Below are 15,744 nucleotides of genomic sequence, written 5' to 3' on the forward strand. Positions count from 1 at the left end.
TTGTAAAACTATTGATGAATAAAGATTCAACAGAACAAACATGACTTATGTCATATATTCATATAACTTGCAGTATGTTTACAAATTAATTTTTTTTAAGAAAAAAAAAGGTGACAAAAACTAGGTATGCAGATTTTTTTGAAACAAAATAAATTTAGAATTTTTGGAGTACTATGTGTTGTTTTTTCACAGCTCGGAACGTTACCCGAATCCGTACTCCCTACGGCGATTCTATGGGCCTTGATCACTCCTGTTTGGGGATTGTGTTTTATTCCTTTATCAATACAAGAGATTATTTACAGAAGAAAATACTATCTACATTTCTTTACTTTCTATATTCTCTTTTTCTTAATACTCGCCATCAAAACATTTCAATTCAGCATCTCTAATGAAGAAAAAGGTGACTTTTCCATTATGAGTTATAATGTTTCTGTTTTTAATGTATACAGTTATCTCAATCATGATTACAAAGAAGCGGAGGAAATGATTGAATGGCTCAAGGAAACAAATAATGATATCTATTGCTTTCAAGAATACTATCATCATGATTCTTCTAAAAAAAAGAAGAAGAAAAAAAGACCTAATATTTTCAATACAAATGAAAGTTTAGGAACAGCAAGAGGTTATAATGTATATGCCCCTGCTTTTCTAACGGATCGAGCAAACGCCACTTTTGGATTAGCGACTATTTCAAAGTTTCCAATTATCCAAAAACAGAAAATTGACTTCAAGAGTATTGGAGGCTCCGTTACTAATGGAATATTAATTACGGATATAAAGCTTAATAGTAATGATACCATTAAAGTGATCAATTGCCACCTTCAATCTATCATTTTAGATAATGGAGAAAACCAATACAAAAACAGGTGGGACAGATGGTCAAGCACTGTGATAAAGATTTACAAAGGTGCACTACTCCGTCAACAACAAATTGATATTCTTATCGATCTCATTGAAAAAAGTGCTTACCCTGTTGTATTATGTGGCGACTTTAATGAACCTCCTTATAGTTATGGATATTTTTCATTCCAACATCTTCTCAAAAATAGTTTTGAAAATAAAGGAGATGGTTTTGGATTTACATTAAGGGATTTACCCTTCAGGATTGATCAAATATTTTATTCTCAACAACTTCAATTGAACTCCTTTAAAACAGATACTTCCATTAAAGCATCGGACCATTATCCAATAGTATCGCATTTATCAATTGAGCATTAAAAAAAGGTTAGTGGAAACCTATTACATTCCACTAACCTTTATCAACTATGCATTTTATAAGAGAATAATCTGTTTACTTTATCACTTGAAAATACCTTTGGGGTAAGTTTTTAGATACATCCCAAACCACAACATTATTATAAGTAATCTTTACCAACTTTCGGACAGTAGCATTTTCATTTTGTAACTCTTCCTCTAGTTTAATCGTGTCTGATTCATTTTCAGACCATTGAATTATACCCTCAGTGATCAAGTCGTCACTGTTTCCAAAATATAGTCTTATTCTGTTAACCCCCTCATATTGATAGATATAATAACCAGCAGGAGATGTTCCGTCAGTATATTCGACTAATGACCGGTTTCCATTTTTCAGACGATAAAGTTTAATCTTGTTGGTATTGTAAGTACCTTCTTCAGACGCATCCAAAAGGTCTTTTCCTTGTCTATTCAAAACGGAAAACTCATAAGTAGTCTCATCAATTTGAGTGCAGCACATTTCTGTTTCTTGTTCTATACACCCCATCACGAACAAAATAAGGAGTGGTAAAATCTTGTAAGCCTTAAGTAATTTTTGCATAATAAATCAGTTAAATTATAAAGTCACCGGAGTAATATCTAACCCCGAACAATAGTTATAAAAAGTCTAGTTTTTCCTGTAGGATTGAATGAAAAAGCATCAAGTTATTGCCTCAACACTTGATGTGATCACAGATACATCAAAAGTAAAATACCTTCAACAATATGGTACCCATCAAAATTTGACTCAATGATAATTTAACATCTAGGATAAATCAAGGATAATATTAAAAAGTAGTACAATATCTTAACAATTAGAGTTGATACATTAAAGAAAAAATGTCATTAGATTTTAATAAATCACTCGTAGAGAAGAATCATCAAATATTTGATTTTCATAGTTTATATTTACACGATTCATACTTTTTATCGTTGCTAAATTTAGTTTAGTTTGATACAAAGGATATAGTACAATTTACAATTTGAAGAATGAAAAAATCTTTACTAGTAGGTATTTCTCTATGTACTTCCATGCTGATTGGATGTGCTGAACAACCTCATAAACAAGAAGTTCAACAAGCTGTTGCTGCTCCAAAGGTAAACCACCTTGTCGATTATACTGATTTCACACTGACTTCAGACTTAAGTCACATGAGTGGAAATCAGAAATTGATGATCAAAAAAATGATTGAAGTGGCTGAAATCATGGATAACTTATTCTGGAAACAAGCTTATGGCAATAAAGATTCATTTATAGAAAGCTTACCTAATGATGAGTTAAAAAGATACGCCGCTGTCAATTACGGTCCTTGGGACAGATTACAAGACAATAAACCTTTTGTAGATAACACTCCTGAAAAGCCTTTAGGGGCTAATTTTTATCCTCAGGATATGACAAAAGAGGAATTTGACAACTTAAAGGATGATGCAAAAACAAGCCTATATACAGTTATCCGAAGAGATCCTAGAGGGGAGTTGAAAGTGATTCCTTATTCAAAGGAGTTTGAAGCGGAACTTGACAGAGCATCTTCTTTATTAATGGAGTGTGCTCAATTAGCCAAAGATCCTGGCTTGAAAAAATACTTGGAATTAAGAGCAAAGGCTTTTGTTTCTAACAATTACTTCACTTCAGATCTAGCTTGGATGGACATGAAATCAAACCCGATTGATTTTGTGGTAGGTCCTATTGAGAATTATGAAGACATGTTATATGGTTATAAAGCCTCTTTTGAAGCTTATGTCTTAATCAAAGATATGAAGTGGTCTAAGAAATTAGAAAAATACGCTTCATTCTTGCCAGAACTTCAAAAAGGACTTCCTGTTGACAAGAAGTACAAAGATGAAATGCCAGGTACGGATTCTCAATTGAACGCCTATGATGTAGTTTACTACGCAGGAGACTGTAATGCCGGCGGTAAAACGATTGCGATCAACCTTCCAAATGATGAAAGAGTACAAGATCAAAAAGGTTCAAGACGTTTGCAGTTGAAAAACGCTATGCGTGCAAAATTTGATAAGATCCTTGTTCCAATTTCTGAAGTATTGATTGATCCCTCTCAACGTAAGCACATCACTTTTGATGCTTTCTTTGCTAACACAATGTTCCATGAAGTGGCCCACGGCTTAGGTATCAAAGAAACAATCAACGGAAAAGGTACGGTTAGAAAAGCATTGAAAGAACATGCTTCAGCACTAGAAGAAGGTAAAGCTGATATTTTAGGTCTTTATATGGTATCACAACTCCACAAGAAAGGTGAGATTGACGGTGACATGAAAGATTACTACACTACTTTCTTAGCAGGTATTTTCAGATCTGTTCGTTTTGGTGCCGCTTCTGCTCACGGTGTTGCCAACATGGTTCGTTTCAATTTCTTCAAAGAATACGGAGCATTTGAACAAGATGCGGCTGGTCTTTACAAAGTAAATTATGAGAAAATGGAGGAAGCAATGAACGCTCTTTCTGCAAAAATCTTAGAATTACAAGGAAATGGTGATTACAAAGGCGTAACAGAATTGGTAAAATCACACGGAAAAATTTCTTTTGAGCTTCAAAAGGACTTAGATAAGATTGATGATGCCAATATTCCTACCGATGTTGTATTTAATCAAGGTGTAGAAGTATTAGGTTTATAGTCTAATTTCGATAGATTATTTCAAAAACAGGTGTTAATTGGCTTTAACACCTGTTTTTTTCTCCCTCAAAATGAATTATTTAAAATTTTATCTCAAAAAATGTTTTGAGTAGATTTGTATAGAAATAATTTAACCGTTAATATTGCAACGTCTTAAAGAGAAAGACACACGGGCATAGCTCAGCTGGTAGAGTTACGGTCTCCAAAACCGCAGGTCGTGGGTTCGAATCCTACTGCCCGTGCTAAACCGCAAGTTCTGAATAGAATTTGCGGTTTTTTTTGTTTATAATGTACCTCTGATCAAATCGAGAAAAATCCACAGATATGAGATACTTTGCTGAAATCGCTTATTTAGGCACAAATTATCACGGCTGGCAAGTACAGCCCAATGCTGAAACAGCTCAAGGACATCTTGACTATGTTTTAAGTAAACTATTAGGCAAGGAAATCAATACAATTGGCAGTGGAAGAACCGATACGGGTGTACACTGCTCCCAACAGTATGCACAGTTTGACTTTGATGGTGATTTAAGTGGAAAAAATTTCCTACACAGGGTCAACTCATTTCTTTCTAATGATATTGCGGTCAATAGTCTTTGGCAAGTAGACAATGAAGCTCACGCACGTTTTGATGCTACTAAAAGAAGCTACCGTTATGATATTGAATTAGGAAAATCTCCTTTTAAACAAGGTCTCGTTTGGCAATATTTCAGACACCCTGATTTTGATAAACTTCAGGAAGCCGCTAAAGTCTTACTGGAATTTGAAGATTTTACTGCTTTTTCAAAAAAGCATGCTGATGTACACACACATATATGTGACATCATGCAATCCTACTGGACAAAAGATGGAAACACATTATCTTTCCATATTCAAGCCAACCGCTTTCTTAGAGGAATGATCAGAATTATTGTGGGGAATATGATGGAAGTAGGTATGGGAAGAATGACATTAGATTATATGAGAGAAACACTTGCAACCAAAAGCAGAGAAAGAGCGGCAAAATTCCTTGCTCCTGCTCAAGGTTTATTTCTTTCGGAAGTCCTTTACCCTGAAGAGACTTTCATCAAACAAATTGTGGATTAGTAAGTATAAAGCAATTGTTCATACAAGGGAGTAGCACAAAATACTCCATATATTCTTCTTTACTTGTTCACTGAGCGATAAGATTCATCTCCTCTTTTTTCTAAAATGATGGATTTAGGAGTAAAACCAAGTTTATTGTAAAATGCAATGACTTGTTCATTTTCTACCCCAACAGCAATCTTCTGGATGGCTACACCTTTATAATTTAGCCAATTCATGGCTTCCTTCATCATTTCCGTCCCTATATCCTCCTTGCGATATTCTTTCAATACGTAAAGGGATTCGATCTCCCCAACGGTCTTATCACATTCATGTACAGACACGATCAAGTAACCTACTAGCTTATTCTCTACTTTAGCGGTAATTACGAGCATATCATTCGCTTTCTGCAATAATTTTGAACGTCTTCTTACCCAATCTCTGTCAGTAGGCTCTATATGGACCTCATATCTTAAATAATGATGTAGAGCAAATAGTTTTTTCCATAATTCGGCAACTTCATCAATAGAAGTCACATCATTGTTGGTAATGGTATATTGGCTAGTTAATTTCATTTCAATCGGATTTTGGTGTGTTGTTCAGCTTCGCATTTTATTATTAGCAATTTCAAAAGAAAAAACAAAGCCTCTTACATCAAAAATAATAAATGTAAGAGGCATATTTAGTGTTCTATGTAACCGAAAATAAATAACTTTAAGCATGTTTGCTGGTTAGGATAAAGCCTACCGAAAAAGAGCTAGAACTTCAAATACCGATCAGAAACAGAAGGAGAAATCTCATAATCAAAATTCACCCCTAAATCTTTTGGCCCTGGAGCTATAAAATCTCCTTCTACCCCCATTATATCAATATAACCTTGCTCATTGACCTCTACAATAGCATATACTGGTATTTTATAAGGCACTGTATTTTTCAAAGCGGGACGGTAATCATTTACCTCATCCGGAAACCTTTCCTTACACTGAAACTCCTTCCCTACCCACTCATAAGACATACTGTTTATTCTTATATAATGAATGCCATTTATTTCATGGTAATCATCATGATGATCATGTCCGCTAAAACAGGCTATTACCTTTTTAACCTCTTGATTGGCCTCTTCAAAAATGCATCTTACTTCATCTCTGTTTTTCACTCCCGATTCACCATCTAAATTCTGATGAGAGAACACAATCACTTTTTTATTTGTTTGAGCAAGATCCTCCTTCAACCAATCCAACTGATTTTGTGGTAAAGTTGCTCTAGTGGGTTTATGAGCAAAATAATTCCCCTTTTCATAGTCAACATAGGATGTATACTCTACAAAGAAATTAGGGTCCAATACTATAAAATGAAACGCTCCTTGATCAAAAGAATAGAAGTTTTCCTTCATATCAATATAATTCATCACTTCTTCTTTTGAAGACACATCCATATCATGGTTGCCCAATACATGGTACTTTTGACCTGCAAAAGAGTTCCACACTTTCAAAAAATCTTGATTCTGCTCTTTGGGATAACAAAAATCTCCCAACTGAATGATAAAGTCAGCTTTTTCTTTCTGGGCTTGCTTTACGAAGGTTTGGAGTCGTTGAGGGGCGTCGTGAATAATGTCTTGATGTACATCTGTACAAACAGCAAATTTTACGCTTTTCTTTTCTGAACAAGAAATACAAAATAACCCTAATAGGAGTAAAAGATGTAGGTTTTTCATGATTGATTCTTTTAGGTGAAATGACTATTGAATTTAACCTAACTTCAATCGATTTTATGTCTATTTCTTATCTTATAATATAACTTGATTATCTAATTAATTCACAAGCAAAGAATTATTCGAACGGACTTACATATCACGCTACGGTCATAAGATCATTAATAGGCAAAGAAAATGATATTAAAAACAAAACCTCTAACATCAGAAAAACTGACATTAGAGGTTTATTTATGTTTTAGGTAATCCTTAGATTACTTTCTGTACATTACTTTTTTCACTGCTTCAACAGTACGCTCAACGTTTGGCAAGATCTCTTCGATCAATGTTGGTGCGTAAGGAAGAGGAACGTCTTTAGAAGCTACTCTTACTACTGGAGAATCTAAGTGATCAAATGCGTGTAGTTGTACGTGGTGAGAAATCTCAGATGAGATTGACGCTAATGGCCAAGCTTCCTCAACAACAACTAAACGGTTTGTTTTCTTCACTGACTTTAAGATAGCATCAAAGTCGATTGGTCTTACAGTACGTAAGTCAATCACATCACAAGAAATACCTGCTTTCTCTAACTCTTCTGCTGCTTTAGTGATCACGTGAACCATTTTACCGAATGACACTAAAGTTACATCAGTACCTTCCTTGATTACGTTAGCAACACCTAAAGGAATGATATATTCGCTTTCAGGTACTTCACCTTTATCAGCATACATTAATTCTGATTCCATAAAGATAACTGGATCGTTATCTCTGATTGATGCTTTCAATAAACCTTTTGCATCATATGGATTAGAAGGAACCACCACTTTAAGACCTGGAGTATTAGCATACCAGTTTTCAAAGTTTTGTGAGTGCTGAGCACCTAACTGTCCAGCGTTACCTGTTGGTCCACGGAATACCATTGGTGCAGAGTATTGTCCACCTGACATCGAAAGGATTTTCGCCGCACTGTTGATTACTTGGTCTATAGCTACCAACGAGAAGTTGAATGTCATAAACTCTACAATCGGACGAGTACCATTCATTGCTGCACCTACACCGATACCAGCAAATCCAAGTTCTGCAATTGGCGTATCGATCACTCTATCTGGACCGAATTCGTCTAACATTCCTTGTGTTACTTTGTATGCTCCGTTGTATTCTGCAACTTCCTCACCCATGATGAAGACATCCTTATCACGACGCATTTCCTCTTGCATCGCCTCTCTAAGAGCTTCTCTGAATTGAATTTCTCTCATTACTTATTAAAAGTTCTGCTAATAATATATATCAGTATTTTCGTTTTCGGATGCCAAGATAAGAAGATTTACGCTATTTTTTAAGCTTATCAATAAAAGGTTTTCATAAAAAAAGAACATTTATCATTAAGCTTTGGTAAGGAAGGTGAACTTTCATCACCTCTTCCCCTTTTTAATACACTAGCACAAAAATAAATAAGATCTTCTATCATCTACTTTTGAAGTCTCAAAACACAAAAAGCCTATCCTTAATGAAAAGGATAGGCTCTTCTATTTAAAAACTACTTCTAAATCTAATTATTTAGTAGCAGCTTGGAAATCTGCGTTTTCGAATAAAGCGAAGAACTCAAGATCTTGAGCCGCTTTAGTTTTCAACTCACCTGCAGCTTTGATTTCGCTGATAGCTGTAGCAGCATCAGATTTTCTAGCAGCAACGATTGCTAAACCGTAGTGAGCCCACTCAGTACCTGACTCATTGAAAGCACCTTGAGCTTGTGAGAAATCACTAGCACCTGATTTTTCAGCTTTTAATAAGTAAGCTAAGCCTTTGTTGTAAACAACTGTAGCGTCATCTCCAGCAGAAGATAAGTACTGGATAGCACCGTCGTAATCACCGTCAGTGATTGCAACATAACCTTTAACAGCGTTTGCAGTAGCAGCTACTGAAGGGTTGCTAGAGTTTGCTTTCTCTAAGTCAGCTTGAGCACCAGCAACATCACCTTTCATTAACTTCGCACCAGCAAGGTTAGCGTAAGCTTCAGGAACGTTGTTTGATTTAGCAGCTGTCTCGAAGTGAGGGATAGCTTTTTCAACTAATGCCATAACATCGCCACCTTGTTTCGCTTGAGCGAATAAAGTTGCACCTAAGTTGTTATGAGCGATTGCTGAGTCATCTTTACGGATAGCAGCTTCGTAAATTTTTACTTTAGCAGCTAAATCCGAAGATAAGTGAGCAGCGTATAATAATTCCTCAGAAGATAATGAATCTAATGCCATTTGACCTTCTGCAATGCTAGCTGCACGAGCTGAGATTTCAGCGTCAGTAAGCTTTTCTTTGATCTGTAAGATCTCAGATTTAGCATTACGTAATGGAGGGTAAACGTAACGGAATAATTTTTTGTAAGAAGCAAGTGATTGTAACTTTAATTGCTTAGATACAAAGTCACCTGATCCGTTTACTACTGACATGATTTCATCTTTCTCAGCGTCAGTAAATTTATCTGAATCTTTTAAGATTGCTTTGAACGCTGTCCAGTTTTCAACTACTGGCTTTGTTACAAATTGAGGAGCATTTTCCTCTTCAACCTTATTTTTCTTTAACAAGTACTCGTAATACTTTTGTACAGCCTCAGGACGCTTGTTCGCTAATTTTGTATTTGCTTCTGTAGAACCTTCTGGTGAGTGAGAACCAGTAATTGTTACTGTTCTTGTAGGGTTCTTAGCAGATACGTAATTAGATAACTCCTTACCTTCAGCACCTCTCTTCTCAGAAGAACGTAATACTGATGATCCTTGTAAGAAGAAGAAATCCACGTTATTTGGGATATACTCTTCAGCGTTGTTATAACCGTGATCAGCAAAGTTTGCGATAAAAGTAGGCTGAACGTTTTGGGCTGTAGTGATAACACCTTGACCTTGGTTGTTTGGCATTGCTGCGAAAGCACCTTCGTTAGACTCTTTTACTTTACCGTTTTTGTCTTTTGTTGCACGACCTAAGTATTCTAATTGACCTCTTTCAAACTTATCCTCATAAGCGAAAGCCATACGCTGATGTAAAGCTGGAGTAGCCTCAGGGGAATCAGCATAGTCGTCACCTTTGAAAGTAACAACACCAACTTCGATAGGCTCAGCATCATTAGGGTTATAATTTACTATAACGTCATAAGTAAAACCTTTCTTTAATAATTTTGGAGGAAGTTTTGTGTCAATTTCGAAAACAACCGAATCACCATGTAATTCTAATGGTGAAGGATTAATTGTCATTCCTTGCTCTTGAGCCATTTTATTCACATCTACATTACCGCAGTTTGTGAATAACATTGTTCCAGCAGCAAGTACTGTAGACAAAGCATTAGTGTATTTGTTCATAATCGTCATCCAATTTTTCTATTTCTAGGTTCCGCAATTTAATTGCCTTAACTCAATTGTTCACCTATGCAGTACAAATATTAACTTTTTTTAGAAGTTTGAATTTATAAATAGTATGATATCAAATGAATATAGCATTTTAATTGCGTAATTTTTCAGTTTTCAAAGATAAGTGAATACAATTTACTAACTCTTAATGCTTATTATTATTATAAAAGATTAACAAAAAATAAGATTCAAGAGTTTTCATTAATTCATTTTTTTTAAATAGCCCCTTATTTAGTTATTAGAAAACCCATTTAAGTCCGTGAATTTCGTTCTTTTTTTCAAAAAAAACTCCTTTACAATCAACTTTTTATAAACTTCGGGAAAGTTAATTTTATGGTTTTTAATTTTTCGCCTTGCTTTCACTAAATATCCTATCGAAAGATAAAAATCTCTATGTGCTTTTAACACTGCCCATAGGTTATTCACCTCTCCTTTCAGTAAAAATCTCACCCCCGCAACACCGTCTAAAACCATCCTCAAAAACAGTACTAATAGTAACTTTGAAGAAGGTAAATTTTTAAAAAGAAGGAATAAACCATTTCTAAAATTCAAGTAAGTCTTTTTTGGGTTTTCTCTACTCAATGTTCCACCGCCAACATGATATACCTCAGAAGTTCCTACCGCTTTGATTTTGTAGCCTTCACTCTTCAATCTCCAACATAAATCTATTTCCTCCATGTGAGCAAAGAACTTTTCATCCAATCCTCCCATTTTATGGTACAATTCTGCTCTTATAAATAAACAGGCACCTGTTGCCCAAAAAACTTCAACGGTATCATCATATTGACCATCATCGTATTCTAGAGCATGCATGATTCTTCCTCGACAAAAAGGATAACCCATATAATCCATAAATCCTCCCGCAGCACCTGCGTGCTCAAAGGATTCTTGGTCCGAAAAGAGTTTGATTTTAGGTTGACAAGCTGCGATTTGACTATCGCTTTCCATTAAAGTGAGTAATGGAGTCAACCAGTTTTCAGGACATTGAATATCTGAATTCAAAAGCACATAGTATTTTGCGTCTATCTGCTCTAAGGCCTTATTGTAGCCTCCTGTAAATCCAAAGTTTTCAGATAATTCAATCAACCTTACTTTAGGGTAATTTTCTTTTAAAAAGGGTATAGAATCATCAGTAGAAGCGTTATCTGCTACTATAACCTTGGCATCACAACTGCTTTGAATTACACTATCTAAAAATTCTTCTAAAAATCTTCTACCGTTATAATTTAAAATAACAATAGCTACTTCATCATAAGGAAGTCCACTTGTTGGCTTCATGTCAACAAAAAAAATGTCTCAATTTATATATAAAAAGGTTGTTGATGTTTTGACCAACAACCCTTATTCAGTTTATCTCAATAAGATTTTATTATCCTAGATTTCCAAAGTCCATACCCGGAATATTTGGCATCATGCCTTTGGTAGTCTTCATCAATCGCTCTTGTCCTTTTTGATCTGCTTCCTTGATGGCTTGGTTTACAGCAGCAACAACAAGATCTTGTAACATCTCTCTATCTTCTTCTTTACAAAGCAAAGGATCAATTTCCAATTTGATGACCTGTTTTTTACCATTTGCAACGGCTCTTACCATTCCTCCACCTGCATCACCTTCAGCAGTTACATTTACTAGGTCTTCTTGTGCTTGTTTTAATTTTTCTTGGACTTCTTTTAACTGCCCAAACATATTACTAAAATCCATAACGATAGGTTCTTCATTAAATTTGAAACACAAACAGCAAAGCACTTAAGAGTAGTACCTTGCTGTTTGTTAGATTTATTATGTCAATTTGTGCTTATGCAACTTTTAAGTTCTTAGCATGTGATGAGCTTTCAAATTTGATTTTTGCATAAGCTCTATCAATCACAAATTCTTTAATTTTTTCTTCAGAAGAAGGTAATTCATACATAGCATCAAGCATAATCGCTTCTAAAATACTACGTAAACCTCTTGCTCCTAAGTCATATTCTAATGCTTTTTCTACGATGTAATCCAAAGCATCATCTTCAAATACCAAATCAATGTCTTCCATTGCAAACAATTTCTTGTACTGCTTTGTCAAGGCATTTTTAGGTTCTGTTAGAATATTTCTTAATGCATCTTTATCCAAAGGCTTTAAGTAAGTAACCAATGGCAAACGACCAATCAATTCTGGAATAATACCAAAACGTTTCAAGTCTTGTGCTGTTACAAACTCTAAAAGCTCTTCTTTATTCAATTCTGGTTGATCTTCTTCTTTGCCTGCAAAACCAATTGGTCTTGTATTCAAACGAGAAGCAATCATATCCGCGATACCTGCAAAGGCACCACCACAGATAAATAAGATGTTTTCAGTGTTTACTGAGATCAGCTTTTGTTCAGGGTGCTTTCTACCACCTTGAGGAGGAACATTTACAATCGACCCTTCCAACAATTTCAACAATGCTTGTTGAACCCCTTCACCACTTACGTCTCTTGTGATCGATGGATTATCCGACTTACGAGCAATCTTATCGATCTCATCAATATAAACAATACCTCTCTCAGCTTGCTCCACATTGTAATCGGCAGCTTGTAGTAGACGTGTTAGGATTGTTTCTACATCTTCACCTACATAACCTGCTTCTGTGATTACCGTGGCATCAGCAATACAGAAAGGTACTTGTAATGCTTTTGCTAAAGTTTTAGCTAATAATGTTTTTCCAGTACCAGTATTACCTGTCATGATAATATTTGATTTTTCAATCACAATATCATCAGAAGACTGTTTTTGGTTTAAACGCTTATAATGATTATAAACAGCAACCGAGAGCACTCGTTTTGCTTTTTCCTGCCCGATAATATATTCATCAAGATGCTTTTTCATCTCGGCAGGCGTTTTTAAATCAAACGAAGAAGTTTCCATATCCTTTTTACGAGGTTTTCTTTCCTCCATCAGGATTTGGTGTACTTGTTCAATACAATTGTTACAGATCTGAGCATTCTGACCTGAAACCATTAATTCCACCGTGTCTTTAGGTGCGCCACAAAACGAACAGAAATTCCCTTTCATTTATTCTCTCCTTGCCTTTACTCTACATTCAAAAATGTATAAAGAAAACTTTCTTTATACCATAATAAACTCAATAATATATTCTAGAGTTTATATTCTTTATGTTGAAAATGCAAGTTACTACAAATTTTACACTTTCTTACAATAGATAAGAGGGAAATATCAGATCATTTCCCTCTCAATACCAATGTTTTATACTTATAACAGCTTTTTTATTGATTTTTCACATAAAGTGATGGTTTGAATCTACTTTTTATGTAAAAAGGAATAAAATTACTATTAAAGTCTAGTTTAATCGTTCTTTGGGTTTCTTGTCAAAACCTCATCAATTAAACCATATTCTTTGGCTTGCTGAGCTCTCATCCAGTAGTCACGATCTGAGTCTTGCCACACTTTATCATAAGGTTGACCTGAATGATTTGCTAGAATTTCATAAAGCTCTTTCTTTAACTTTTGAATTTCTCTTGCTGTAATCTCAATATCAGATGCTTGACCTTGGGCACCACCTAGCGGTTGGTGAATCATGATTCTTGAGTGAGGTAAAGCAGATCTTTTTCCTTCAGCACCACCTGCTAATAAAACAGCTCCCATTGATGCTGCTAAACCAGTACAGATTGTAGCTACGTCAGGACGAACGTACTGCATTGTATCATACATACCCAAACCTGCATAGACAGATCCTCCTGGGCTATTGATGTACATCAAAATATCTTTTTTAGCATCAATTGATTCTAAGAATAATAACTGTGCAATAACAATATTTGAAATGGCGTCATCCACTTGAGTACCCATGAAGATGATACGGTCAGCAATTAATCTTGAGAATACGTCAATTTCGGCAAATCTACGATCACGCTCTTCAATAACTGTACGTGTCATATTTTCGAAATTACCAATATAGCTATCCATGTGAAGGCTCGAGATCCCCTGATCCTTCATGGCAAATTTTTTAAATTCGTTCTTTAAATCCATAGTTTAATCAATTTTATGAGTTAACGCTTATTAGTACTAGACTATATATAAGCATGTTTGAAACATGCACTTACAAAAGAGAGCAGTGTATTTTCAATCAATCACACTGCTCTCCTATACAAATATAAAATAATACTGTTACGAGAGAAGAAAAATCTTCTCTGTTTTTCGTTTTTTTCTTCAAAAATTGAAATTAATACGTAATACGACCAAATGCCTTTCCTACCTTAATGGATAAGGTTACGAATGTGATTTTAGGGTTCGCATTTCTTTCAATATAATAAAAAGAGTCATTAAAACTTTTCACCAATTCCGGCAGGTTCTTCTCTGTGAGGACTTTAGAAAAATTATTTACAAATTCCCTCGTCTCCTCGTCCAATCGAATAACAGCTTCTGCATTATTCTTAATGAGCATTGCTTCTCGAAAAAGCGTCAATCCAAACTTGAAAAAGTTTTTCTGTCCTTCTTTTCCTAGTTTATTGAACTCTTCTGACCATTTTCCGGCTATCTCCGTAAAATCACGTTTAAAACAAGAACGCATCCAATTTTTGAATAGCTCTTCGCTTTGGTCAGGTACATCTGAAGCAATTCTTAAAGCTTCACGGATATTTCCATCTGCCAAAAAAGCTACTTTTTGAGCTTTATTGATCTCTATACCTTGCTCTACTAACAAATTCGATATTTCGTCATCAGAAGGAGATGGAACGTATATTTTTTGAGCCCTTGAAAGAATGGTGACTAAAAGTTTTTCGGGATCATTACTCACCATAAAAAACAATGTTTTCTCTGGCGGTTCTTCTAATATTTTTAAAACTGCATTGGCGGCAGGAGCCTGCATTAATTCGGGCATCCACATCAAAACAATTTTATAACCTCCTTGATGTGCCTTAATGGACATAGACTTAATCACCTCACGACTTTCTTGTCTAGAAATGATCGCTTGTTTGTTTTCTCCTCCCACAAAGTCTACCCAATCACTTACATTCTTATAGGCTCCATTTTCATCGAGTAAAAATGACCTCCAATCAGGAAGAAAACGCTCTGTAACGGCGTCTTCCCTTTTACTGACTTTCTTTGTGGTAACCGTAGGAACTACAAAGTGTAAATCAGGGTGAAGTAATTTTTGTGCATTTCTACATGATTTACATTCTCCACAAGCGTCTTCTTCTCCAGGGTTTTCACAGTTCAAATAATTTGCATAGGCTAATGCCAATGAAAGCTGTACTCCTCCTTCTTTCCCTATAAATAATTGTGCATGTGCAATTTTATTTTGCTGTGCAGCATGGATTAATATTTTCTTTACGTCTGACGCCCCTGGTACTTGTGCAAAAAGCATGTAAATCTGATTAGTTGTTTTTTTTAGATTTCCTACCTCCTATAGATAGCACAGCAAATTTCAATTTTTCAAACTTTAATGCAAATACTTTATGCACTACTTCGTCAATTTTTGTTATTAGGATTAGGGCATAAAAAAAAGAGACCTCAAATTATGAGGCCTCTTAAGGGTAAATACATTTCATATCATACATAGAAAATCTTTATATTTTGACCTATTCATGAACTTTGTGATAAATATTGTTCATGTCATTAGGGTTATAGCCTGATGCAATTGAATCTTTATAAGATACACAACTACTTAGAGATAGCAAAAATGCTCCTATCAATATAAGTTTTAAATATTTCATAGTAGTGTAAGTTTGAGATGGTAATAGTGGTAGTGTAAATTTTAC

General features: G+C 35.0%; 13 protein-coding genes and 1 tRNA gene. 4 read left to right on the forward strand and 10 right to left on the reverse strand.

Going from position 1 to position 15,744, the window contains the following annotated elements:
• Positions 1 to 126 precede the first annotated feature (126 nt).
• Positions 127 to 1,218 carry an endonuclease/exonuclease/phosphatase family protein gene (locus tag PL77_RS14370; protein WP_044206554.1) on the forward strand — a complete coding sequence of 364 codons (1,092 nt, stop codon included), beginning with the start codon at positions 127 to 129 and terminating at the stop codon, positions 1,216 to 1,218.
• A gap of 73 nt (positions 1,219 to 1,291) precedes the next feature.
• Here PL77_RS14370 and PL77_RS14375 read toward each other — a convergent pair whose 3' ends face one another.
• Positions 1,292 to 1,795 carry a hypothetical protein gene (locus tag PL77_RS14375; RefSeq protein WP_044206555.1) on the reverse strand — a complete coding sequence of 168 codons (504 nt, stop codon included), beginning with the start codon at positions 1,793 to 1,795 and terminating at the stop codon, positions 1,292 to 1,294.
• A 428-nt stretch (positions 1,796 to 2,223) separates the two neighbouring features.
• On the opposite strand from PL77_RS14375, the gene PL77_RS14380 reads away from it, so the two are divergent.
• From PL77_RS14380 to truA, 3 genes are all read left to right on the forward strand, one after another.
• Entirely contained in the window at positions 2,224 to 3,867 is a 1,644-nt protein-coding gene (locus PL77_RS14380; protein WP_044206558.1) for a Zn-dependent hydrolase, read from the forward strand.
• 168 nt (positions 3,868 to 4,035) lie between these two features.
• Positions 4,036 to 4,108, forward strand: a tRNA-Trp gene (locus PL77_RS14385).
• 82 nt (positions 4,109 to 4,190) lie between these two features.
• Positions 4,191 to 4,952 carry a tRNA pseudouridine(38-40) synthase TruA gene (truA, locus tag PL77_RS14390; protein WP_044206561.1) on the forward strand — a complete coding sequence of 254 codons (762 nt, stop codon included), beginning with the start codon at positions 4,191 to 4,193 and terminating at the stop codon, positions 4,950 to 4,952.
• A 59-nt stretch (positions 4,953 to 5,011) separates the two neighbouring features.
• On the opposite strand, the gene PL77_RS14395 is transcribed toward truA, so the two are convergent.
• The 9 genes from PL77_RS14395 to PL77_RS14435 all read right to left on the reverse strand — a co-directional run bounded on the left by PL77_RS14395 (position 5,012) and on the right by PL77_RS14435 (position 15,350).
• Positions 5,012 to 5,506: a GNAT family N-acetyltransferase gene (locus PL77_RS14395; RefSeq protein ID WP_052444424.1), complete on the reverse strand. Its 495-nt coding sequence runs from the start codon at positions 5,504 to 5,506 to the stop codon at positions 5,012 to 5,014.
• Positions 5,507 to 5,688: 182 nt separating this feature from the next.
• Positions 5,689 to 6,645, reverse strand: a complete 957-nt coding sequence (locus tag PL77_RS14400; RefSeq protein ID WP_044206563.1) for a metallophosphoesterase — start codon at positions 6,643 to 6,645, stop codon at positions 5,689 to 5,691.
• A 251-nt stretch (positions 6,646 to 6,896) separates the two neighbouring features.
• Positions 6,897 to 7,877 (reverse strand): pyruvate dehydrogenase complex E1 component subunit beta, encoded by a 981-nt coding sequence (locus tag PL77_RS14405; RefSeq protein ID WP_044206566.1) that lies wholly within the window; start codon positions 7,875 to 7,877, stop codon positions 6,897 to 6,899.
• Positions 7,878 to 8,174: 297 nt separating this feature from the next.
• Complete coding sequence (locus PL77_RS14410) at positions 8,175 to 9,965, reverse strand: OmpA family protein (protein WP_044206710.1); 1,791 nt, start codon at positions 9,963 to 9,965, stop codon at positions 8,175 to 8,177.
• A 279-nt stretch (positions 9,966 to 10,244) separates the two neighbouring features.
• Entirely contained in the window at positions 10,245 to 11,291 is a 1,047-nt protein-coding gene (locus PL77_RS14415; RefSeq protein ID WP_044206569.1) for a glycosyltransferase family 2 protein, read from the reverse strand.
• A 91-nt stretch (positions 11,292 to 11,382) separates the two neighbouring features.
• On the reverse strand, positions 11,383 to 11,712 hold the full coding sequence (locus PL77_RS14420; RefSeq protein ID WP_044206572.1) for a YbaB/EbfC family nucleoid-associated protein: 330 nt from the start codon (positions 11,710 to 11,712) through the stop codon (positions 11,383 to 11,385).
• 94 nt (positions 11,713 to 11,806) lie between these two features.
• Complete coding sequence (gene clpX / locus PL77_RS14425) at positions 11,807 to 13,042, reverse strand: ATP-dependent Clp protease ATP-binding subunit ClpX (protein WP_044206575.1); 1,236 nt, start codon at positions 13,040 to 13,042, stop codon at positions 11,807 to 11,809.
• Between the two features lie 291 nt (positions 13,043 to 13,333).
• The gene (locus tag PL77_RS14430; RefSeq protein ID WP_044206578.1) at positions 13,334 to 14,014 is read right to left on the reverse strand and encodes a ClpP family protease; all 681 of its coding nucleotides are present in this window, start codon (positions 14,012 to 14,014) and stop codon (positions 13,334 to 13,336) included.
• A 193-nt stretch (positions 14,015 to 14,207) separates the two neighbouring features.
• Complete coding sequence (locus PL77_RS14435) at positions 14,208 to 15,350, reverse strand: ATP-binding protein (RefSeq protein WP_044206580.1); 1,143 nt, start codon at positions 15,348 to 15,350, stop codon at positions 14,208 to 14,210.
• Positions 15,351 to 15,744: the final 394 nt, after the last annotated feature.

This window comes from Flammeovirga sp. OC4 (assembly GCF_000812565.1).
GTDB lineage: Bacteria > Bacteroidota > Bacteroidia > Cytophagales > Flammeovirgaceae > Flammeovirga.

Coding starts and splice junctions, on each gene's coding strand:
- PL77_RS14370 (WP_044206554.1), top strand. CDS start 127: ATGCAGATTTTTTTGAAACAAAATAAATTTAGAATTTTTGGAGTACTA.
- PL77_RS14375 (WP_044206555.1), bottom strand. CDS start 1,795: ATGCAAAAATTACTTAAGGCTTACAAGATTTTACCACTCCTTATTTTG.
- PL77_RS14380 (WP_044206558.1), top strand. CDS start 2,224: ATGAAAAAATCTTTACTAGTAGGTATTTCTCTATGTACTTCCATGCTG.
- truA (WP_044206561.1), top strand. CDS start 4,191: ATGAGATACTTTGCTGAAATCGCTTATTTAGGCACAAATTATCACGGC.
- PL77_RS14395 (WP_052444424.1), bottom strand. CDS start 5,506: ATGAAATTAACTAGCCAATATACCATTACCAACAATGATGTGACTTCT.
- PL77_RS14400 (WP_044206563.1), bottom strand. CDS start 6,645: ATGAAAAACCTACATCTTTTACTCCTATTAGGGTTATTTTGTATTTCT.
- PL77_RS14405 (WP_044206566.1), bottom strand. CDS start 7,877: ATGAGAGAAATTCAATTCAGAGAAGCTCTTAGAGAGGCGATGCAAGAG.
- PL77_RS14410 (WP_044206710.1), bottom strand. CDS start 9,965: ATGAACAAATACACTAATGCTTTGTCTACAGTACTTGCTGCTGGAACA.
- PL77_RS14415 (WP_044206569.1), bottom strand. CDS start 11,291: ATGAAGCCAACAAGTGGACTTCCTTATGATGAAGTAGCTATTGTTATT.
- PL77_RS14420 (WP_044206572.1), bottom strand. CDS start 11,712: ATGGATTTTAGTAATATGTTTGGGCAGTTAAAAGAAGTCCAAGAAAAA.
- clpX (WP_044206575.1), bottom strand. CDS start 13,042: ATGAAAGGGAATTTCTGTTCGTTTTGTGGCGCACCTAAAGACACGGTG.
- PL77_RS14430 (WP_044206578.1), bottom strand. CDS start 14,014: ATGGATTTAAAGAACGAATTTAAAAAATTTGCCATGAAGGATCAGGGG.
- PL77_RS14435 (WP_044206580.1), bottom strand. CDS start 15,350: ATGCTTTTTGCACAAGTACCAGGGGCGTCAGACGTAAAGAAAATATTA.